The organism is Pseudomonas sp. AL03 (genome assembly GCF_029960815.1).
Lineage (GTDB): Bacteria > Pseudomonadota > Gammaproteobacteria > Pseudomonadales > Pseudomonadaceae > Aquipseudomonas.
Genome location: NZ_JASBRE010000002.1, coordinates 89444 through 112262, shown reverse-complemented (window position 1 = coordinate 112262; position 22819 = coordinate 89444). Strand labels below are relative to the sequence as shown.

The following is a 22819-nucleotide window of genomic DNA, read 5'->3' as shown; positions in this document are numbered from 1 at the left end:
TCCCCTGAACACAACATTCCCTGTAGCAGCTGGCGGAGCCTGCGTCCGGCTGCGCAGCAGTCGTCAATCCTGCGTATGCGGTCTACCTGACATACCGAGGTGTATGGTTTTACGACTGCTACGCAGCCGGACGCAGGCTCCGCCAGCTGCTACACGTATTGCGTCGAGCGACAAAGTCAGTCCAGGTCGCGCCACAGCGATGCGGTCCATGCGACCAACGATTGACTACCGGCGCGTGTGCCCGCCACCGAGGCGCGGTATACTGCCGCGCCTTTTTAGCGTCGCGCCAGCAGCCCCGGCGTGCCTTAAGAGGTGCTTGCAACCGACCGATGCACCCAAGCTGCAAGCACCTTATTGAATGTTCCCGTCTTTTAGAGGAGCGCGACTCATGACCGTGATCAAGCAAGACGACCTGATACAGAGCGTTGCTGACGCCCTGCAGTTCATTTCCTATTACCACCCCGTGGATTTCATCCAGGCGATGCACGAGGCCTACCTGCGTGAAGAATCGCCGGCAGCTCGCGATTCGATGGCGCAGATCCTGATCAACTCGCGCATGTGTGCCACCGGCCACCGCCCGATTTGCCAGGACACCGGCATCGTCACCGTGTTCGTACGCGTGGGCATGGACGTGCGCTGGGATGGCGCCACCATGGGCCTGGACGACATGATCAACGAAGGCGTGCGCCGGGCTTACAACCTGCCGGAAAACGTTCTGCGTGCTTCGATCCTCGCCGACCCGGCGGGCGCTCGTAAAAACACCAAGGACAACACCCCGGCCGTTATCCACTACTCCATCGTCCCGGGTAACACCGTGGAAGTGGACGTGGCGGCCAAGGGCGGCGGCTCCGAGAACAAGTCGAAAATGGCCATGCTCAACCCGTCCGACTCGATCGTCGACTGGGTGCTCAAGACCGTTCCGACCATGGGCGCCGGCTGGTGTCCACCGGGCATGCTCGGCATCGGCATCGGCGGCACCGCCGAGAAAGCCGCGGTGATGGCCAAGGAAGTGTTGATGGAATCCATCGACATCCACGAGCTGAAAAAGCGCGGCCCGTCCAACCGTATCGAAGAGATGCGTCTGGAGCTGTTCGAGAAGGTCAACCAACTGGGCATCGGCGCCCAAGGCCTCGGTGGCCTGACCACCGTGCTCGACGTGAAGATCATGGATTACCCGACTCACGCCGCTTCGTTGCCGGTGTGCATGATCCCGAACTGCGCCGCTACCCGTCACGCGCACTTCGTGCTCGACGGTTCCGGCCCGGCATCCCTTGAAGCGCCACCGCTGGACGCCTACCCGGAAATCGTTTGGGAAGCCGGCCCATCGGCTCGTCGTGTCAACCTCGACACCCTGACCCCGGAAGACGTGCAGAGCTGGAAGCCGGGCGAAACCGTCCTGCTGAACGGCAAGATGCTCACCGGTCGCGATGCTGCGCACAAGCGCATGGTCGAGATGCTGAACAAGGGTGAAACTCTGCCGGTGGACCTGAAAGGTCGCTTCATCTACTACGTCGGCCCGGTTGATCCGGTGCGCGAAGAAGTGGTCGGCCCTGCCGGTCCGACGACGGCCACGCGGATGGACAAGTTCACCCGTCAGATCCTCGAGCAAACCGGCCTGCTGGGCATGATCGGCAAATCCGAACGCGGCCCTACTGCGATCGAAGCGATCAAGGACCACAAAGCCGTTTACCTGATGGCGGTCGGCGGCGCGGCTTATCTGGTGGCGCAAGCCATCAAGAAATCCCGCGTTGTTGCTTTCGCCGAACTGGGCATGGAAGCGATCTACGAGTTCGACGTGAAAGACATGCCGGTGACCGTTGCGGTCGACAGCAAGGGCGAGTCGGTACACATCACCGGTCCTGCCATCTGGCAGAAAAAGATCAGTGAAAGCCTGGCGGTGGAAGTGCAGTAAGCGCTTCAACCTGCCACCACGGCCGGGTCATCTCTCAGATGCCCGGCCGTTTTTTTTGTGTCCCTTTTACTGTTCGCTATATAAGACTGACTTTCCCACGTCATTCGTTCTAAAAATACTGACCTCACCTGTCATATCTGACAGGTCACGCGGCCTGCTGATCTTGTTAGCTTTGCTCCATCCCGCGATACCGTTGCAACAGGCGGACGCAAAGCCGAAACAGGATCAGCCCCATGGAAGAACAAGCCTCCCTGAGCATCACTGAGCCCTCCATCGCCAAGAGTGCTTCCATTGCCACGATTGGCAAAAGCTGGGGATCGGTCGGCGTGACGGGCAGTGCCTCGTTCGAGTTACCGCTACCGCTTTCAGGCGGGCGCGGATTCGATCCTGCACTGGCGCTGAGCTATGACAGCCAGGCCGGTAACGGTCCGTTCGGTATAGGCTGGCGTTTGGGCGCCAGTGCCATCACTCGCCAGACCAGCAAGGGGGTGCCCGATTACCTCGACGTCGACATCATGGTTGGCCCCGGCGGCGAGGAGCTGATGCCCGAACTGGATGACGAGGGCAAGCCAACCTCCAGAATCGAGACCCAATACCGCGAGCTCGATATTGGCGAGCACCGCGTGGTGCGCTACTGGCCACGGGTCGAAAGTTCGTTCGATTTGATCGAGCATTGGCAACCGAAAGAAAGCCCGCCCTTTTGGCTGGTGCACGGGGCCAATGGCAGTCTTCACGTCTATGGCAAGTCTGATGCTTCGCGCCGTGCCGAACCGGTCGACCCGGCCAACCCTGACGCGCCGCCGCGTATCGGTGTGTGGTTGCTGCTCGAAAGCATGAACCCCCATGGCGAACATATCTGTTTCGACTACAAGCCCGAAGATCAGACGCACAACCCGGATGACTCGCACGACTATCGTGCCCAGCGTCACCTGCACCGGGTGCGTTACGGCAATGCCCGGGCCAGCAAAGACTTGTATGCCTGGACCGTTGAAAACCCGGCGAGCCTGGACTGGCATTTCCACCTGGTGTTCGACTACGGCGAACGCACCCTCGATCTGGAAGAGAAACCACTTTACGGACCGCCGTTCGATGAACCCGGCGAGGGTTATGGTGAGTGGCAACTGCGCAGTGATCCCTTCCACAGCTACACCTATGGTTTTGAACTGGGGACCCGACGCCTGTGCCATCAAGTGCTGATGTTTCATCACTTCCCAGAGCTGGGCTCAAATCCGGTGCTTGTTCGGCGATTGCTGCTGCAATACCAAACGACCTTCCTGGAATACACCCAACTGGTGGCGGCGCACTATCAGGCGTACGACGCCAGCGGCACGGTGGAAAACATGCCGCCGGTGGAGTTCGACTATTCAGGCTTCGAACTCAATAAGCAGTCGAGCCCGTTCTTCCCCTTCGAAAACATGCCCGGCATCGAGGACGGCGCGCACCACCAATGCGTCGATCTGTTTGGTGAAGGCGTGCCCGGATTTATCTGTCGTTACGACCGGAGCTGGTATTACCGCGAACCCTTGCGCTCGCCGACGGAGGCCGATGAAATCCATTACGGCCCATGGACAGAACTGAGCCGCATCCCCGTGGCCGATCGCAATCAACCGACCTATCAGGCGCTGACCGATCTGACCGGCGACGGCCGGCTCGACTGGATCCTCGCCTCACCCGGCGTGAGCGGTTTTCACACCCTCAATCCCGATCGCAGCTGGTCAGGGTTCATTCCCTTTTCGGCGTTCCCGGTGGAGTTCTTCCACACGCTTTCACAGTCTGGCGACTTGATGGGCGACGGGCTCAGTTCGATGGCGCTGATCGGCCCGCGAAGCGTGCGCCTGTACGCCAATCGGCGGGAGGACGGTTTCGCCCAGGCTCAGGACGTGGAGCACAAACCGGACACCGACCGCCTGCCGCTGTTCAGCAACTCACGCAGCGAACTGGTGATGCTGAGCAACTTGCTGGGCAGCGACATGAGCGAGCTGTGCCGCATCCGGCACGACGAAATCAAATGCTGGCCGAACCTCGGTCAAGGCCGGTTCGGCAAGGGTTTTGTCATGAGTACCCTGCCCTTCGACTACGCAACATTCGACGTGGCACGCGTGCGCATCGCCGACCTGGACGGCTCCGGCGCACCGGCACTGATTTATCTGAAGTCCGACGGTTTCGAGATCTATTTCAATCACGGCGGCAATGGTCTGGAGCAAACCCCGGTTACAGTCCCCTGGCCTGACGCCATCCGTTACGACAACCTGTGCCAGGTCACCCTTGCCGACCTGCAAGGCCTGGGTTGCGCGAGCCTGATCTTGACCGTGCCGCACATGGCGCCGCGGCACTGGCGCTACGATTTCGTCAGCGCCAAGCCTTACATGCTGGTGGCCAGCAACAACAACATGGGTTGCAGTACGCAGGTGATGTATCGCAGTTCCGCGCAGGAATGGCTGGATGAAAAACCAGCGACCAACCCAGTGTGCTACCTGCCGTTCCCCGTACCTGTGGTCAAACAACAAAACCAGCTCGATGAAATCACCGGTAACCGCCTGAATCAGTGTTTCCAGTATTTTCAGGGTTATTACGATGGCCGGAACCGCGAGTTTCGCGGCTTTGGGCTGCTGCGCCAGACCGACAGCGAAGCCGGCGCACGTGCTGCAGACGACATCGGTTTTACCGCCCCGGCGCTGGTCTGCACCTGGTTCCATACCGGGCGGCTGATCGATCTACCACGCGATGGCTACTTCAATCGTGATCCCGATGCCCTTGCATTGAAGCCCACGTTGTTTTGCCAATATCACCGCAACGACCATTTTGATGACCCCGTTGCGCCCGCCGACGAAGCCACCGCCCACGAAATCGCCCGCGCCCTCGCCGGTTCTGTGCTGCGCGTGGAGACCTACGCCGCCGACGATGACCTGGCCACGGCGGTGCCTTTCGCTGTGGAGGAAAGTCGTTACAAGGTCCGCGAACTGCGCAAAAAGGCAGGCCATGACGCTTACCCGATCATGCTGCCCTTGCCGCTGGAAAAGATCAGCTATCAGTACGAACGCTTCCAGAATGACCCTCTGTGCCGGCATGAAATCACGTTGGGCCATGACGAGTTCGGTTTGCCTGTGCATGCCATTACGGTCAGCTACGCACGACGCAGAAACCCGGATGATGACGAACCGCCGTTCGATGACGTTGATGAAAAGAAATGGTGGACGGATGCTCACGACCCGGCCCAACAGTCCTACTACCTGAGCGAGTCACGAACCACGTTCATTCACTTGAAGGAAGACCTGCAAGGCTGGCGACTGGGCCTTCCCTATCAGCAACGAGGCAATGCAATGGTGTTGCCCAAGGGGGCGGCACCTGCAGGACTTACTCCTGCAGATATCTCCTATGAACGGTTTATCGATCTATACGCCTCGCCCGAATGGGTCGCTCAGAGGCTACTGACCACGCAGTCTGTCAATCGCTACCTCAAGACTGACGATCGAACATTGCTTGCCGATGGCAAGGCCGATTTCGAGGCACTGCGGGCACCGCTGGAAATTGCACAACTGGACAAGACCGCACTGGAAGCCTACGACACGGTGCCGTCGCTCATTATTCGGGACGAGCTGGAAAGAGTCGGCTACTTGCCCATGCCCCTGGTGCTGGGGGTAGACGAGCTGGCAGACAAGGAGGAGGACGAGGAGAGAAATCTATGGTCGTCCCGCTATGGTTATGCCAAGTACGGCGAACTCGATAGTTTTTTCAACGTGATTGAGTACAACGAAACGCCAAGTCACGGCATCACGACCGCCCGTTACGACGCCTACTGCCTGCTGCCGAGCAGCATCAAGCAGCCGGATGGGTGCGAGGCCCGTTTCGAATATGACTATCACGCGCTGCAACTCATGCACAGCATCGACGCCAATGACAATGTCGAGGAAGCCCTTTACGAGCCGTCCGGACAACCACTTGCCATCAGTTTTTATGGAACCGAAGACGGCGTGGAGGTCGGTTTTCGCCCCCTCGACGAACACGTACGCCCCGAGGACCATCGTCCTGACCCAGCGATCGACGATCCGAAAGGCGCCCTGCAAAATGCGGCCAGTGTATTGCGCAAAGACCTGTTCAGCTGGATGGGTGAACTTCCCGTTTCCGTCAGGCAGACACCTGACTGGCTGAACACCTGGATCGCACAAGGTGACGTGCTACCCAGCCTGCACGTTCGCGCCAGCGCCCGTCATCGCCTGTCCCGGCTTAAATCCCTGAGCGGACCTGAACAAGCGCTGCTCGATCTGATCGACACCGTTCCCCGCGAACCCGTGCACAGTGTTGTCCTCACCGCCGACCGGTACCACGACGATGATCTGCAGCAAATCCAGATCATTAAAGCCTTCGTGGATGGTTTTGGCCGGCCATTGCAGATCAAACAATTAGTCGAACCCGGCCCTGCTTTTGTGGTGGAAAACGGAGAGCTGGTGATTGAAAACGGCGAACCAAAGGTTGCGCATGCCGATCCGCGCTGGCGCGTCAGCGAACGTGTGGAATACAACAACAAGGGATTGCCCGTGCGGGTGTTTCGCCCGTACTTCGCCAATGGGCACCGCTATATCAATGACCATTCCTTCCGTGAATTCGGCCATCACGATCAGAACTTTTACGACGTGCTCGGTCGCCCGAACAAAGTCATCAACGCCCGAGGGGATGTTGCGCTTGAAATCATTCATCCCTGGTACACCACCAGCCTGGACTTTAATGACACCTACGTTGCTCCACCTGAAGGTGAGCTAAAGGCAGGCAAACAATGACAACGACGGTTCATTGGCGCACCCCGAATGTGACGGCCATTGATAGTCGCGGCTTACCGATTCGCCAAGCCGAGTACTTGCGCAAGGTCATCGGCGGACCGCTGGCAACCCTGCTCACTCGCCAGCACTACGACGCCGCCGGGCGCCTGGTCGAGCAATCGGACCCGCGATTGTTCGGGTTCATCCCCAATCTGACTACGGTCTACCACCTTTCCGGTGAGCCGCTCAAAGTCGACTCCGTCGATGCCGGTTGGCGTTTGACGCTGCCCGGCGTGGCCGGGGAAGCGCTTCAACATTGGGACCAACGCGGCAGTCATTGGCGCACCACCTACGACCCTCAGTTACGCCCGATTGCCATCGAGGAAAACGGCCAGCCAAACGTCGAAATCTTTACCTATGCCGACGCCTCGGCCGATCCCGCCCACAACCTGCGCGGCCAGCCGACCGAACAGTTCGACCGCTCCGGCACCTTGAGGCTCGACAGCTACAGCCTGCTGGGGCAACCACTGCGCGAAACCCGAACCCTTGAGGGCGAGCCCTACCGCAGCAGCCGCATTTACAGCCCGCTCGGCACGGGGTTGAGCCAGACCGATGCCGGTGATCACCAGCAGCAATTGCGCTACGACATTGCCGGGCAGCTCAAGCAGGTTCAGCTGCGGATAAAAGGAAGCTTGAACTGGCAGCCAGTTCTGAAACACGCGCAGTACAACGCCAATGGTCAGATCACCGACCAACGCGCCGGCAATGACGTGTTCAGCACCTGGACCTACGATCCCGCCGATGGGCGCCTGTCCAAGCAACGAGCGCAAAAAACCACCGAGCCGGCTCTGCAAAACCTTGAATACTTCTACGACCGTGTCGGCAACATCACCCGCATCCTCGACCACGTCTTCACACCGACGTTTTTCGCCAATCAGCGGGTCGATGGCCACCGCGACTTCACCTACGACTCGCTGTACCGGCTGACCAGCGCCAGCGGCTACGACGACGGTCCACCTTCGGACATCCCGGGCCGGCCGCAGCCAACCGACCCCAACGACCGGCGCAACTACACCCAGACTTACCAGTACGATCACGGCGGTAATCTGATCAAACTCAGCCATGTGCGCGAAGGCGCCAGCCATACTCGCCAGATGTTCATCGACCCGGTCAGCAACCGTGGCGTGCGCTGGACCGAAGGTGATCCCGACCCGCAATTCGACAGATTGTTCGACCGTCATGGCAACCTGTTGGCGTTGCAGCCGGGGCGAGGTTTGCAATGGAACGCTCGCGATCAACTGGAGTGGGCGACATTGGTCCATCGCGACAACGGCCCCGACGACGCAGAGCATTGCCGCTACAGCCAGGGTGCACGGGTCTTCAAACGCCAAGAAACCCACACCACGAAAACCAGCCACTTTCACGAAGTACGCTATCTGCCGGGACTGGAAATCCGCACCCGCGACAACGGCGAAGAACTGCACGTGATCACCCTCGTCGGCGGCTTCGGCAGCGTCCGTTGTCTGCATTGGGTGACGGGTAAACCGACCGGTATCGACAACGATCAATTGCGCTACACCCTGGACGACCACCTGGGTTCCTGCCTGATGGAACTGGATCAACAGGCGCAACTGATCAACCACGAAGGCTACTACCCGTTCGGCGCCACGGCGTGGATGGCGGTGCGCTCGCAGATCGAAGTGGCGTACAAGTTCATCCGTTACTCGGGCAAGGAGATGGATGTCAGCGGGTTGTATTACTACGGCGCGCGATACTACGCGCCGTGGTTGCAACGCTGGATCAGCGCCGATCCGGCGGGGGATGTGGATGGCCTGAGTCTCTATGCGTTTGTGGGCAACAATCCGCTGAGCTATTTCGATAATCAAGGCAAAAAAAGAACACCCAGCGAGTTGAAGAATAGAATTGTCAGCGGTTTCCAGTTTCTATCCAGCGTCCATCATGAAATGGACACCTTGGACAAACAGCTCTCTGATCTTTCCCACCCGGCTGCATTCCGGTTGAACATTCTGAAAAACCTTGTCTATCAAATCGCCAACGGCGCTGTTGGCTGGTACACGTCATTCCACGGCGCAGGCGCCGCTGGCGGGGCCATTCCAAAATTCACCAACGCCAATCCGCATTTATCGGGCGGCGTGTTCGGCATGCTTCTGGGCAACAGAGTCGCCGATAAAAGTACCGGCTTGTATGCCCAACTGATGAGCCCCTTGAAACTCGACACCCCCATCGTGCCGGATCCTTCCGCGTTCAGCGCCGACACGCTTAAAGAACGGGCAGGATTGGGCCTGGCGGGAAACTCCAACGAAAATCTGTTTCGCCCTGCGACGGGTGATGAATTTATGGCTAACTCGATTGCACTGGTATCCAGAACGGTCGGGGCCTACATCCCAGGAGTCGGGGAAGCCTTTGCCATGGCGAAAGTGGCCGAAGACGCGAACCGGGCTGAGGAAGGGCTGTTCCAGATAGAGCTGCATGAAATCGAGTCGACGCTTGAGCAGTTGCGCGAAGCGACTGTGGGCGTAGCGGCACAGATCAATGCGGATTTCGCCGAACTGGGCATTAAAGAGTTTTATGACCAAGACCAATTTTATTTGAGGGATCTTGTACTAGGACGCGTGGGCACCGACAAGGCAAGCACGGTTCACCAGGCGAACCTTTCACCGTTCAAAGAGCGCGCGATAGGTGACATTAAGCGTACGCAAGTGACGCTAAAACGATACGGTCGACAGGTGGCAGAAAAAACCGCCAAAAGAGCGGCCTGACTTCGAACGAAACAGGTTGAAGGGAATTGCGATGACTGGCTCCGGGCAGGTGCGCTCTTTTGATGTCAGCGCCAATGACAATAACGGCATGCTACCGCGCGGTGTTGCGTCCCTGCACCACCGTACGCCGACACTGTTCGTCAACGACAGTCGCGGTTTGCCCGTCCGGCAAGTGGATTATTTGCGCAAGGTAGATGGCGGTGTTGTGGAGGGCCTCGTCACTCGCCAGTTGCATGACGCTGCCGGTCGATTGGCCGAGCAATGGGATCCGCGCCTGTTCGCCAGCGCCCCCAAACCCAACCTCGCCACCGTTTACAACCTGACCGGCGAACCACTCAAAGTCGACAGCGTCGATGCCGGCTGGCGTCTGAGCCTGCCGGGGCTGGCCGGTGAAGCGTTGCAACGCTGGGATGCGCGCGGCAGTCATTGGCGCATGACCTACGACAATCAACTGCGCATAGTGGCGGTCGCAGAAAATGCCCAGCCGGACGTCGAAACCTTTACCTACGCCAATGCCTCGGCCAACGCCGCCCACAACCTGCGCGGCCAGATGACCGCGCTGAAGGATCCCTCGGGCACCGTCACGTTCCACAGTTTCGCCCTGCTCGGCCAACCGCTGCGCGAAACCCGCACCCTCGATGCCGAAGCCTTTCTCAGCCACCGAACCTACAGCGCCTGCGGCGCCCTGCTCACGCAAGTCGATGCCGGTGGTCACCGACAGCAATTGCACTACGACCGTGCCCGACAACTGAATCATGTATCTCTGCAGCTGGCTGGCGCCGCCGAGCCGGAAGAGATTCTGCACGAGGCCCATTACAACGCCGCCGGTCAGCTCACCGAGCAACTCGCCGGCAATGGCGTTCTGAGCAGTTGGTTCTACGACCCGGCCGACAGTCGTCTGCTGCGGTTGCTGGCGCAGAAGGATCAGGAAAAACCATTGCAGGATTTTCACTACACCTACGACCCAGTGGGCAATGTTCTGCGCATCGAAGACCACAGTTTGGCCACCGTGCACTTCGCCAACCAGCACATCGATGGCCATCGCCAGTTTATCTACGACTCGTTATACCGCCTGACCGAAAGCCACGGTTTCGAGGGTGACATTCCCCACCTGCAACCGGGGCTGCCGGCACCGATCCGGCCGATCGACCCGGGCCGTCGCTTCAATTACACCGAGCATTACGAATACGACGCCGGCGGCAACCTGACCGAACTGCGGCATGTGCGTGAAGGCCACAACCTCACCCGACAAATGCGCATTGCCCCTCACAGCAATCGCGGTGTGCGCTGGCCAGCAGGCGATCCGGATCCGGTTTTCGACGAGCATTTCGACCCTCACGGCAATCAGCTGTGCCTACAACCCGGCACGCTGCCGCTGGCATGGAACAGCCGCGATCAACTGGCCAGAGTCACCGTGCTCCAGCACAGCAACGGCCTGCCCGATGACGAAGAGACTTACCGCTACAGCCAGGCCGAGCGGGTGTACAAATGCTCGCTGGCTCACACTCCGTCGATCACCCATCGTCGCGAAGTTCGCTACCTGCCAGGCCTGGAAATCCACACCCGCAGCGACGGCCAGCAGTTGCACGTGATCGTGCTGCCGGGCGCCCGCTGCCTGCACTGGGTTAGCGGCCAGCCCGCCGGCGTTGAGGCCGATCAGCTACGCCACAGCCTCGACGATCACCTTGGCTCGTGCTCACTGGAACTCGATCGCCAGGGCGGCGTGATCAGTCTGGAAATCTACTACGCCTTCGGCGGCACCGCGTGGTGGGCGACCCGCTCGGAACTGGAGGCCAGCTATAAAACCGTTCGTTACTCGGGTAAGGAAATGGACGCCAGCGGACTGTACTACTACGGCGCCCGTTACTATGCGCCATGGTTGCAGCGCTGGATCAGCCCTGACCCGGCGGGGGACGTGGATGGGCTGAATCTGTATCGGTTTGTGGCGAACAACCCTTTGCGCTACATCGATCAGCTCGGCACTCAACAGGAGGAAAGCCCAGCCCGACAAAAACTCATCGAGCACGCCGACTTTCTCGACACGACCAACCGCGAACTGAAAAAACTCAATTATCAGCTCTATAACCTCACCCGCACCCGCGACATCTATAAAACGGCGGGCAAAAAACTAGTGTTCAGCGTGGCCAGCTTCGCCGTCACAATCAAGGCCGGGGCATTCGGCGCAGTGCTTGGTGGCGGGGCAGCCAGTTTGACCGGGCCGGCGGCGCCGGTACTGGTTCCCGTAGCCGCAGCGATCACCGGCATCTTTTTTGCGGACGCCGCGAGCAAAGTCATGGAAAAACTGGGCGACGAAACGACCTTGGGTTACACCATCACTCCCGACCCCGTGTCACTCTCCGTCACTCGCCTGAAAGGTAAAGCCTCGACCGAGCCGTTCAGTATCACGGCAGTCGTAAAGAGTTTCAGCCCGGAGTCCTCGGCAGGCTTGACCAAACTTGGGATTGAAACCACCGCCAGGGCCATCGGCAAGAACCTCAAGGTGCCCTACCTGAAACAGGCGTTGGCTTTCGCCCGGCAAGCCTCTCAACTGACAGAAGCGCTCAACGGCGCTTTCGGCCAGGGTGATCTGGATCGGATCAGTGCACAGCTCGACGCATTGGAACGTCATTTCGACAAAGAAAACAGCGTCATACAGCTAGCGTTGCAGACTCTGACAGAGGCCGACGTCAAAGCGGCTTCGGTTCTCTTTGGTGCAGACGGGATGCCAGTGAAGACCTCGCCCCACGACCGCACGACCCTTGAACAAGAAACAACCATCGCGCGCGGCAAGATAAAACATGCCAGAAACTTGATCAGCAGGGTGTCCCAGTATTTAGCGCAGACACAACATGCGGCGTAATCCCTTGGCGCAACGGAGTGTGAAAACGTGGCCTCATCCATTCATCACCGCACGCCGAACATCAAGGGCTATGACCCGCGCCGCTTGCCTGTCAGGCAAGTGGAATACCTACGCACGTTTTCCAGTGATACGCCTGCCGCCCTGAAGACTCGCCAACAACACGATGCAGCCGGGCGCCTAATGGCGCAATGGGATCCGCGCCTGCCCATACCCAACCTCGTGACCGTTTACGGGTTGGGCGGCGTACCCTTGAAAGTCGACAGCGTCGATGCCGGCTGGCGGCTAAGCCTGCCGGGGCTGGCCGGGGAAGAGCTGCAGCATTGGGATCAACGCGACAGTCACTGGCGCACTACCTATGACCTTCAGCTACGTGTGGTCGCCCTCGAGGAAAATGGCCAGCCAAACGTCGAAACCTTTACTTATGCCGATGCCTCGGCCGATCCCGCACACAACCTGCGCGGCCAGTTGATCGAACAGGTCGATGCGTCGGGCAAACTGAGCCTCGACAGCTATGACCTGCTCGGTCAGCCACTGTTTGATTCCCGCACCTTCCACGATGCCAAGGCCTTCATCAGCCGTCGCACTTTCAGTCCACTGGGCGCGGCGCTGGAGCAGACTGATGCCGTTGGACATCGGCAACAGTCGAGCTACGACCTCGCTGGAAACCTCACCCAGGTGCAATTGCAGCTCAGCGGACACACCGACTGGCAATCGGTATTGGAGGACGCCAGGTACAACGCTGCCGGACAGATCGTCGAGCAGCGAACCGGAAACGGCTTGACCAGCCGCTGGATGTACGATTTGACCGACGGACGCCTGCTCCAGCAAACCGCACAAAAGGATCAGGCGTCGGTTCTTCAGGATTTCGAATATCAATACGACCGGGTGGGCAACATCACCCGCATCCTCGACCACGTCTTCACACCGACGTTTTTCGCCAACCAGCGGGTCGATGGCCACCGCGACTTCACCTACGACTCGCTGTACCGGCTGACCAGCGCCAGCGGCTACGACGACGGTCCACCTTCGGACATCCCGGGCCGGCCGCAGCCAACCGACCCCAACGACCGGCGCAACTACACCCAGACTTACCAGTACGATCACGGCGGTAATCTGATCAAACTCAGCCATGTGCGCGAAGGCGCCAGCCATACTCGCCAGATGTTCATCGACCCGGTCAGCAACCGTGGCGTGCGCTGGACCGAAGGTGATCCCGACCCGCAATTCGACAGATTGTTCGACCGTCATGGCAACCTGTTGGCGTTGCAGCCGGGGCGAGGTTTGCAATGGAACGCTCGCGATCAACTGGAGTGGGCGACATTGGTCCATCGCGACAACGGCCCCGACGACGCAGAGCATTGCCGCTACAGCCAGGGTGCACGGGTCTTCAAACGCCAAGAAACCCACACCACGAAAACCAGCCACTTTCACGAAGTACGCTATCTGCCGGGACTGGAAATCCGCACCCGCGACAACGGCGAAGAACTGCACGTGATCACCCTCGTCGGCGGCTTCGGCAGCGTCCGTTGTCTGCATTGGGTGACGGGTAAACCGACCGGTATCGACAACGATCAATTGCGCTACACCCTGGACGACCACCTGGGTTCCTGCCTGATGGAACTGGATCAACAGGCGCAACTGATCAACCACGAAGGCTACTACCCGTTCGGCGCCACGGCGTGGATGGCGGTGCGCTCGCAGATCGAAGTGGCGTACAAGTTCATCCGTTACTCGGGCAAGGAGATGGATGTCAGCGGGTTGTATTACTACGGCGCGCGATACTACGCGCCGTGGTTGCAACGCTGGATCAGCGCCGACCCGGCGGAGGATGTGGATGGGCTGAATCTTTATGCGATGGTGGGGAATAACCCGATTGTCTTTACCGACCCCACCGGCCAGTCTCTCGAAAACTTCATTGATGGTTTTCTGGAAACATCACAGCAACGGGATGAGAGAAAAGTGCGAAGCGCCAAAGGAAGTGCCCGACCAAGTCTGTCTAAGGCTGTTGACAAACATACAGCTATAGTGGGGCTCTCCGAACGCAGGGCAAAGGAAGCCCAAAGACAAATTCTCAACCATCGCTCGGCGAAGGCTTATGGAGCCTCCGCCGCGATCAGAACAGCCCTCCATATTGGAAGCCAGGCGGTCTCCTATGGCGCCGGTATTGCCATCGGTCTGGGAACAACGGCACTGGGTGCCGCCGCCGGCCCGGCAGGCGTAGCGACAGGTGCCGCCTTGGGGATCGTGACAAAAAAAGCAGTAAGCCTGGGTTTGGATTTTGCCTTGGAGCGATCAGGCCTGAGTGCATCGGTCAAATTCAAAGCCGGAAAGTTGGACCCGCAAAGGATCGTTGCCAAAGGTGAATACAAGACCGGGAGTTACAACTCTTACATCACCAATAAATTCAAGGGAATTGTGAACGGGGTCATCGCACTGAACCAAAAGGGCTGGTTAAAGGGAGCCAAAGAAGGCACCAACTTGGGAGCAACCACCGGGATGAAGTTGGCGGGTACAGCAATGTCCAGCGAAATCAGTGCGGGGTTTTCCGGCGCCCTGGGCCTGCCTGAGATAGTGCATGAAGTCATAGGTGCCGCGGCCAAACTCTCCCCAGAGAAAATTGCGAAGGCCGACTCAAATATTAGCCATCTGATCGACACGTTGAATACCAATATGAACAACATTGAGGCGATGTTCGGGGCTGCTGGAGTGAAGGCGATTAATACATACAGCGTCGTCCCCAGCAAATTCTACACCCCCTCCGGCGATACGGTCGAAAGCCTCAGGAAAATGACAAACAGCGCCATCCATGAGCTGAAGTATACCCAGGCAATGCTGCACTCTCGGTCGTCCAGATTCACCGCCGTGTAAACAGAGGCCACCGCCGAAGCAGTAACGAACGTGAGCGGCATGTTATGGTGCCCGCCCGAACGCCAACCTGTTTCCCACAGCATGCTGCCGACTTCCCGTACCGTGCGTTTGTCGTTGTATACCTTGTTGATCCTCGCCGGCGCGGCCCTCGCGGCCGGTTTGGCCATCCGTCACGCCGAGCGTCAGGCCTTGGTGGAAGACGCTGCCCGCGCCAATCAACAATTGGCGCTGTACGCGACGTCTCTGCACACCCTGATCGATCGCTACCGCGCCCTGCCCGCCGTGCTGGCGCTGGACCCGCAGTTGCGTTCGGCGCTGGCCGGCCCGGTCAACGCCGAACAGCAAGCGGCACTCAATCTGAAACTGGAAAAAATCAACGGCGCAGCCCAATCCTCGACCCTGGAACTGCTCGATCACACCGGCCTTGCCGTCGCGGCGAGCAACTGGCGCTTGCCCAGCAGTTATGTCGGCCACAATTACGGTTTCCGCCCCTACTTCAGCCAGACCCGCACCCAAGGCACGGGGCGCTTTTATGCCGTCGGCGTGACCAGCGGAATTCCCGGTTACTTCCTGTCCAGCGCGGTCACCGATGACAACGGCCAGTTCCTCGGCGCGATGGTGGTGAAACTCGAGTTTCCGGAACTGGAGCGCGAGTGGCGTCAGGGCAGCGACACCCTGCTGGTCAGTGACGCACGCGGCATTATCTTCATCGCCAACCAGCCGGGCTGGCGCTATCGCTTGTTGAAACCGCTGAGTGACAGCGATCACGCCGAACTCAAGGCTACCCGCCAATACGACAAACAACCGCTCACACCGCTGGAATACCAATCGGTCCGGCGCTTCGACGACAACAGTGATCTGTCGCGGGTCGTGGGGCCTGACGGGACCGCAAATTACCTGTGGGAATCGCTGCCGCTGAGCACTGAAGGCTGGACGTTGCATCTGCTACGCCGCCCGCAAGTCGCGTTCGAAGACAGCCGCAACGCCGGGCTCGCCGCTGCCGGGCTGTGGCTGGCGGTGGTGTTTCTGTTGCTGTTTCTCAATCAGCGCTGGCGTTTGGCCAAGCTGCGCCAGCGCAGTCGCGAAGAGCTCGAACAACTGGTGGAAGAACGCACTCGCGACCTGCGCACCGCTCAAGACGGTCTGGTGCAATCGGCCAAACTCGCCGCACTCGGCCAGATGTCTGCCGCGCTGGCCCATGAAATCAACCAGCCGCTGACCGCCCAGCGCATGCAGCTTGCTACTCTGAGACTGCTGCTCGATCACGGTCGGGTCGATGACGCCTACAAGGCGCTCAAACCGGTGGATGACATGCTGACGCGCATGGCCGCCCTCACCGGTCACCTGAAAACCTTCGCCCGCAAAAGCCCCAGCGGTTTACGCGAACGCCTGGACCTGGCGGCGGTGGTGGACCAATCGTTGCAGCTGCTCGACACACGGTTGCGCGATGAACAGGTGAGCACGGTGCTGCACCTGACGCGCCCGGCGTGGGTGCGTGGCGATGCGATTCGTCTGGAACAGGTGCTGATCAATTTGCTGCGCAATGCCCTGGACGCCCTGCAGGACAAACCCTGCAAACGCCTGGAAATCCGTCTCGAAGCCGACGAACAACTCTGGCGCTTGACGGTCACCGACAACGGTGGCGGCATTGCCGAAGAGCACTTGGCGAACGTGTTTGATCCGTTCTTCACCACCAAACCGGTGGGTGATGGCTTGGGCCTCGGGCTGGCCGTATCCTTTGCCATCGTTCATGAATCGGGCGGACGCCTGAGCGCCGACAATCATGCAAACGGCGCGGTGTTCACCGTGACGTTGCCCATCGACCTGGAGGCGCCTGGCTCATGCTGAATTCCGTGATGGTGGTCGACGACGAAAGCAGTATTCGCAGCGCCGTCGAACAATGGCTGAGCCTGTCGGGGTTCGAGGTGCAGTTGTTCAGCCGCGCCGATGAATGCCTGGCGCAGCTGCCCAAGCATTTCCCCGGCGTGATCCTCAGCGACGTGCGCATGCCCGGCATGACCGGCCTGGAACTGCTGGCCGAGGTTCAGCGCCGCGATGCCGACTTGCCGGTGATTCTGCTGACCGGTCACGGCGATGTGCCGATGGCAGTCGACGCCATGCGCGATGGCGCCTATGACTTCCTCGAAAAACCCTTCAGCCCCGAAACCCTGCTCGGCAGTCTGCGCCGCGCGCTGGACAAGCGGCGGCTGGTGCTGGAAAACCGCGCCTTGCACGAGCAGGCGGACAACCGCGCCAAACTCGATGCGACGCTGCTGGGCGTGTCCCGTGGTTTGCAGACGCTGCGTCGGCAAGTGCTGGACCTGGCGACGCTGCCGGTCAATGTGTTGATTCGCGGTGAAACCGGCAGCGGCAAGGAGTTGGTTGCCCGTTGCCTGCATGACTTCGGGCCACGCGCCGACAAACCGTTTGTGGCGCTCAATTGCGCGGCAATTCCCGAGCAGTTGTTCGAGGCCGAGTTGTTCGGCCATGAGAGCGGCGCGTTCACCGGCGCGTCGGGCAAACGCATTGGCAAGCTCGAATACGCCGATGGCGGTACGCTGTTTCTCGATGAGATCGAAAGCATGCCGCTGGCCCAGCAGGTGAAATTGCTGCGGGTGTTGCAGGAGCAGAAACTGGAGCGGTTGGGCTCGAATCAAAGCATCCGCGTGGATTTGCGAATCATCGCCGCGACCAAACCTGACTTGCTGGACGAAGCCCGGGCCGGACGTTTTCGCGAGGATCTGGCCTATCGGTTAAACGTGGCCGAGTTGCGGCTGCCGCCGTTGCGCGAGCGGCGTGAAGACATTCCATTGTTGTTCGAGTCGTTTGCGCAGAACGCAGCCGAGCGTTTGGGGCGAAGCTTTCCACCGCTGAGTGGTCCGCAGTTGAGCCATCTGCTGAGCCACGACTGGCCGGGCAATGTGCGCGAACTGGCGAATGTTGCCGAACGTCAGGTGTTGGGCCTGGGCGAGCCGGAACCCGTGGGGATCGATCCCGGGCAGTCGCTGGCGGCGCAGCAGGAAGCGTTTGAAGCGCATTGTTTGCGTGCGGCGTTAACCCGGCATAAGGGCGATGTGAAAGCGGTGTTGGAAGAGCTGCAGCTGCCGCGCCGGACCTTTAATGAAAAGATGCAGCGGCATGGCCTGACCCGCGAGATGTTCCTGCCCGAATGATCGTTCCCACGCTCCGCGTGGGAATGCCTCAACGGACGCTCCGCGTTCGGCTTTTGGGACGCAGAGCGTCCCGGGCTGCATTCCCACGCAGAGCGTGGGAACGATCAGGTTCGGCGAAAATCCGCTTGTCACCCTACGCACCATAAGCGGATTTCCGCTCACTTGAGCTTCACCCCCCCTCTAAACCGGCCCTCTTCGATATGGCACAGCTCCTGCTATAGCCCAAGCAGGCTGCGTTTCAACGCGCTCCACAAAAACAATTAAATGAAGGATCCATCATGGATAACTCACAAACCCTGCCTCTTGGGTCGACCGCTTCGCCTGCCAAAGAAAGAACCACTGCCAGTCGCATCAAATCGATCTTCAGCGGCTCTGTCGGCAACATGGTCGAGTGGTACGACTGGTACGTCTACGCCGCGTTCTCCCTGTACTTCGCCAAAGCCTTTTTCCCCAAAGGCGACACCACCGCGCAACTGCTGAACACTGCTGCGATCTTCGCCGTGGGCTTCCTGATGCGCCCGATCGGTGGCTGGTTGATGGGTCTGTACGCGGACCGCGCCGGTCGCAAGAAAGCGCTGATGGCTTCGGTGTACCTGATGTGTTTCGGCTCGCTGCTGATCGCCCTGAGCCCGGGTTATGAAACCATTGGCATCGGCGCGCCGATCCTGCTGATTTTCGCCCGTTTGCTGCAAGGCCTGTCGGTCGGTGGCGAGTACGGCACTTCGGCGACGTACCTCAGCGAGATGGCGACCAAGGAACGTCGCGGCTTCTACTCCAGCTTCCAGTACGTGACCCTTATCTCCGGCCAGCTCATCGCCCTGGCGGTGCTGATCGTCCTGCAAAACGTGCTGACCACCGAAGAGCTGTATGCCTGGGGCTGGCGTATCCCGTTCGCCATCGGCGCGCTGTGTGCCGTGGTCGCGCTGTACCTGCGTCGCGGCATGGAAGAAACCGAGTCGTTCACCAAGAAAGAGAAAGCCAAGGAAAGCGCCATGCGCACCTTGATGCGCCATCCGAAGGAACTGATGACCGTGGTCGGCCTGACCATGGGCGGTACGCTGGCGTTCTACACCTACACCACGTACATGCAGAAATACCTGGTGAACACCGTCGGCATGAGCATCTCCGACTCCACCACTATTTCGGCGGCGACGCTGTTCCTGTTCATGTGCCTGCAACCGATCATTGGCGGGCTCTCGGATAAAGTCGGTCGCCGACCAATCCTGATTGCCTTCGGTGTTCTCGGAACGCTGTTCACCGTGCCGATCCTGACCACCCTGCACACCATCCAGACGTGGTGGGGCGCGTTCTTCCTGATCATGGCGGCGCTGATCATCGTCAGCGGCTACACCTCGATCAACGCGGTGGTCAAAGCCGAACTGTTCCCGACCGAGATTCGTGCACTGGGCGTTGGTTTGCCGTATGCGCTGACCGTGTCGATCTTCGGCGGCACCGCCGAATACATCGCGCTGTGGTTCAAGAGCATCGGCATGGAAACCGGGTACTACTGGTATGTGACTGCGTGTATTGCCGTGTCGTTGCTGGTGTACATCACCATGAAAGACACCCGCAAGCATTCGCGGATCGAGACGGACTAAGTCCGCAATCGACACAAAAAAAGGGGCAGACCTTAGCCGGGTCTGCCCCTTTTCTTTGAATAGTCACAGTCCCCCAGTAGGAGCGAGGCTTGCCCGCGAAGGCGTCGTGTCAGCCAACATCAATGCTGAACTTGAAATCGCCTTCGCGGGCAAGCCTCGCTCCTACAGGGGGTCTCGTCGCTGGAAATAACTAATTCATCCTTACACTATGAACGCCCTCCGCACACCTCCCAGGAATTTACTCCATGGCTGACGATATCCATTTCTACGAACCCGCCAACGGCCACGGTCTGCCGCATGACCCGTTCAACGCGATCGTTGGCCCGCGTCCCATTGGCTGGATTTCCTCTCAGGATGCCAATGGCCGCTTGAACCTGGCGCCTTACAGTTTCTTCAACGCGTTCAACTACATTCCGCCGATCATTGGTTTTTCCAGTGTCGGGCGTAAAGACAGCCTGAACAACATCGAACAGACCGGCGAGTTCGCCTGGAACCTGGCGACCCGTCCGCTGGCCGAACAGATGAACCAGAGCTGTGCCATGGTCGCGCCTGAGGTCAACGAGTTCGAACTGTCCGGGCTGACGCCGGCAGCGTCGAAAATCATTCAGGTGCCACGGGTTGCTGAAAGCCCGGTGTCCTTCGAGTGCAAGGTCACGCAGATCATTCAATTGCAGCGGGCAGACGGCGAAGTGGTGCCGAGCTGGCTGATTCTCGGCGAAGTGGTCGCCGTGCATATCGCCAGGTGGCTATTGAAGGATGGCGTGTACGACACCGCCGCGGCAGAACCGATTCTACGCGGCGGTGGGCCAGCGGATTACTTCCAGCTGGGGCCCGAGGCGTTGTTCAAGATGTATCGGCCGGGGGCGAAAAGGTAATTACCAGATCAGGTCGCCGTCTTCGCCGACGCCTTTGAGGTGTGTCAATTCCAGCGCGGCGGCTTCATCGGCATCTCGGGCAGTTTTGAAGGTTTGCTCTGCGAGCAGCTTATGAAAGCGCGGCGCACCCGACCCACCGATGGCTTTGGTGGCGATTGCGGCGTAATAACCGCCTTCACGAGGTACGACGGCAGATACGGCTTCGAAGGTGTCAAAGGCTTTGCGTGCCATGGCGCGGATCCTGGCTAATTGAAAGTTGAGCCATTAAACCCTCAACCGGCCAGTTTGTGTACCGGTGCCTGCGGGTGACCGAGCGCCTGTCCCACCGAGACATCCTTGAAGGTATGGAAATCCAGGCTGTTGACCACCCGTTCCTGGATCACCTCGGCGAAAATATCCATGGCCGGGCTGTTGAAATACGCCGTAATGGCCTGTTGATTGATCCAGAAACCAGACACCAGCCACAACTCGGGATCGCATTGCGAATACTGCAGGGCAAAACTCAAGCAACCCGGTGCACTGCGAGACGGCTCGATCAAAGCGCTGAGGCGCGCACCGAGTTCCGCTGAACGCCCGACACGGGCACGGACAAAGGCCATATGACTGACGGGGATCTGCGTAGACATGTTCAACCCTCCCAGGTACTCGAGTGGCAGCCGTGGGACGGGCTGCGACAGGATCCAAGGTTAAGCGCCCGGACGCCGCGCCGTTAGTCGATTCCTGCCGGCTTGTTGCACAATCCTGCGACGCTGCATCCCGCACCTGTAACAACGAGTCAATGCTGTTACAGGACTGAAACACGACTTTCAAGCAAGTTTTCCCGACCATAAGCTGCCAAAGCAGCGCAACGCTTCAACCCCGTGCAGAATCAGGCAAGCTTTTGGCAGGATGTGTCTACCGCGTTGTCTTGCACAAACTTAAGCTCGGCTCATTACCAACGCCTCACCGAGGATGCCCTGCATGTCGTCGCTCGATCAATTTCAAGCCCCGCTGGACGCCGACATGGAGAAACAGCGCACGGAACTGGCCGCCATCATCCGCCGCAACACCCAGGAGGATGGCAGTTATGCCACTGCCGTCGGCTCGCTGTTCATGTCGCGACATAGCCAATCGCATAACTTCGCTCCGGTCCTGGCGCAACCGGCGCTGTGCATCATGGCCCAGGGGCGCAAAGAGGTTCGGCTGGCGGATGAATACTTCAATTACGACCCGCTGAATTACCTGGTGGTGTCGGTCTCGATGCCCCTGAGCGGACGTGTTGTGAATGTCTCGCCCGAGGAACCGATCCTCGCCGTTCGGCTGGACATCGACCCGACGGAAATCACAGCGCTGATTGCCGATGCCGGTCCCTTGGGCGTGCCGACCCGCCCCACCGGTCGCGGTCTGTATGTCGAACAAATCGACACCGCAATGCTCGACGCCGTGCTGCGACTGGCCCGGTTGCTGGAGACCCCGAAAGACATCGCCATGCTCGCGCCGCTGATTCGTCGGGAGGTCCTCTATCGGTTGTTGCGCAGCAAACAGGGGCATCGGCTGTATGAAATCGCCATCGCCAACAGCCAGAGCCACCGCATCAGCCAGGCGATCAAATGGCTCAACGGCAACTATGAACAGCCGCTGCGCATCGACGATCTGGCGAAGGAAGTGAACTTGAGCGTGTCGACGTTGCATCACCGGTTCAAGGCGATGACGGCGATGAGCCCGTTGCAGTATCAGAAGCAGCTGCGCCTGCAAGAAGCGCGGCGGTTGATGCTGGCGGAAGGGCTGGAGGCTTCGGCGGCGGGGTATCGGGTGGGGTATGAAAGTCCGTCGCAATTCAGCCGGGAGTACAGTCGGTTGTTCGGCGCGCCGCCGCTCCGGGATTTGGCGCGGTTGCGGTTGACCGTGTAGCTGAATTGAAACGCCCCCTGTAGGAGCGAGGCTTGCCCGCGAAGGCGTCGTGTCAGTCAACATCTATCTGAATATGAAATCGCCTTCGCGGGCAAGTCGGATCGCCGCA

Annotated in this window: 12 protein-coding genes; 10 read left to right on the top strand and 2 right to left on the bottom strand. The window is 59.6% G+C overall.

From position 1 onward, the window contains the following. The first annotated feature begins 388 nt into the window (after window positions 1-388). The 9 genes from QK293_RS02650 to QK293_RS02610 all read left to right on the top strand — a co-directional run bounded on the left by QK293_RS02650 (window position 389) and on the right by QK293_RS02610 (window position 20820). A complete protein-coding gene (locus QK293_RS02650; RefSeq protein ID WP_057960547.1) occupies window positions 389-1912 on the top strand; it encodes a fumarate hydratase in 1524 nt (507 codons plus the stop codon). A 233-nt stretch (window positions 1913-2145) separates the two neighbouring features. Further along, window positions 2146-6687 carry a SpvB/TcaC N-terminal domain-containing protein gene (locus QK293_RS02645; RefSeq protein WP_282375433.1) on the top strand — a complete coding sequence of 1514 codons (4542 nt, stop codon included), beginning with the start codon at window positions 2146-2148 and terminating at the stop codon, window positions 6685-6687. Beyond that, the gene (locus QK293_RS02640) at window positions 6684-9446 is read left to right on the top strand and encodes an RHS repeat-associated core domain-containing protein (protein ID WP_282375432.1); all 2763 of its coding nucleotides are present in this window, start codon (window positions 6684-6686) and stop codon (window positions 9444-9446) included. Before QK293_RS02645 ends, QK293_RS02640 begins: the two co-directional genes overlap by 4 nt. 31 nt (window positions 9447-9477) lie before the next feature. Further along, entirely contained in the window at window positions 9478-12306 is a 2829-nt protein-coding gene (locus tag QK293_RS02635) for an RHS repeat-associated core domain-containing protein (protein WP_282375431.1), read from the top strand. 27 nt (window positions 12307-12333) lie between these two features. Continuing rightward, window positions 12334-15174: an RHS repeat-associated core domain-containing protein gene (locus QK293_RS02630; RefSeq protein WP_282375430.1), complete on the top strand. Its 2841-nt coding sequence runs from the start codon at window positions 12334-12336 to the stop codon at window positions 15172-15174. Between the two features lie 39 nt (window positions 15175-15213). Further along, a complete protein-coding gene (locus tag QK293_RS02625; RefSeq protein WP_282375756.1) occupies window positions 15214-17022 on the top strand; it encodes an ATP-binding protein in 1809 nt (602 codons plus the stop codon). Then, window positions 17016-18347, top strand: coding sequence for a sigma-54 dependent transcriptional regulator (locus QK293_RS02620; protein ID WP_282375429.1), 1332 nt, complete (start codon window positions 17016-17018; stop codon window positions 18345-18347). Before QK293_RS02625 ends, QK293_RS02620 begins: the two co-directional genes overlap by 7 nt. A 278-nt stretch (window positions 18348-18625) precedes the next feature. Further along, on the top strand, window positions 18626-19945 hold the full coding sequence (locus tag QK293_RS02615) for an MFS transporter (protein ID WP_282375427.1): 1320 nt from the start codon (window positions 18626-18628) through the stop codon (window positions 19943-19945). A gap of 245 nt (window positions 19946-20190) precedes the next feature. Further along, window positions 20191-20820: a flavin reductase family protein gene (locus tag QK293_RS02610; RefSeq protein ID WP_282375426.1), complete on the top strand. Its 630-nt coding sequence runs from the start codon at window positions 20191-20193 to the stop codon at window positions 20818-20820. On the opposite strand, the gene QK293_RS02605 is transcribed toward QK293_RS02610, so the two are convergent. Both QK293_RS02605 and QK293_RS02600 read right to left on the bottom strand, forming a co-directional pair. Beyond that, window positions 20821-21051: a hypothetical protein gene (locus tag QK293_RS02605; RefSeq protein WP_282375425.1), complete on the bottom strand. Its 231-nt coding sequence runs from the start codon at window positions 21049-21051 to the stop codon at window positions 20821-20823. A gap of 41 nt (window positions 21052-21092) precedes the next feature. Then, window positions 21093-21446, bottom strand: coding sequence for an antibiotic biosynthesis monooxygenase family protein (locus QK293_RS02600; protein WP_282375424.1), 354 nt, complete (start codon window positions 21444-21446; stop codon window positions 21093-21095). 334 nt (window positions 21447-21780) lie between these two features. Here QK293_RS02600 and QK293_RS02595 point away from each other — a divergent pair, with 334 nt between their 5' ends. Beyond that, window positions 21781-22710, top strand: coding sequence for an AraC family transcriptional regulator (locus QK293_RS02595; RefSeq protein WP_282375422.1), 930 nt, complete (start codon window positions 21781-21783; stop codon window positions 22708-22710). Window positions 22711-22819: the final 109 nt, after the last annotated feature.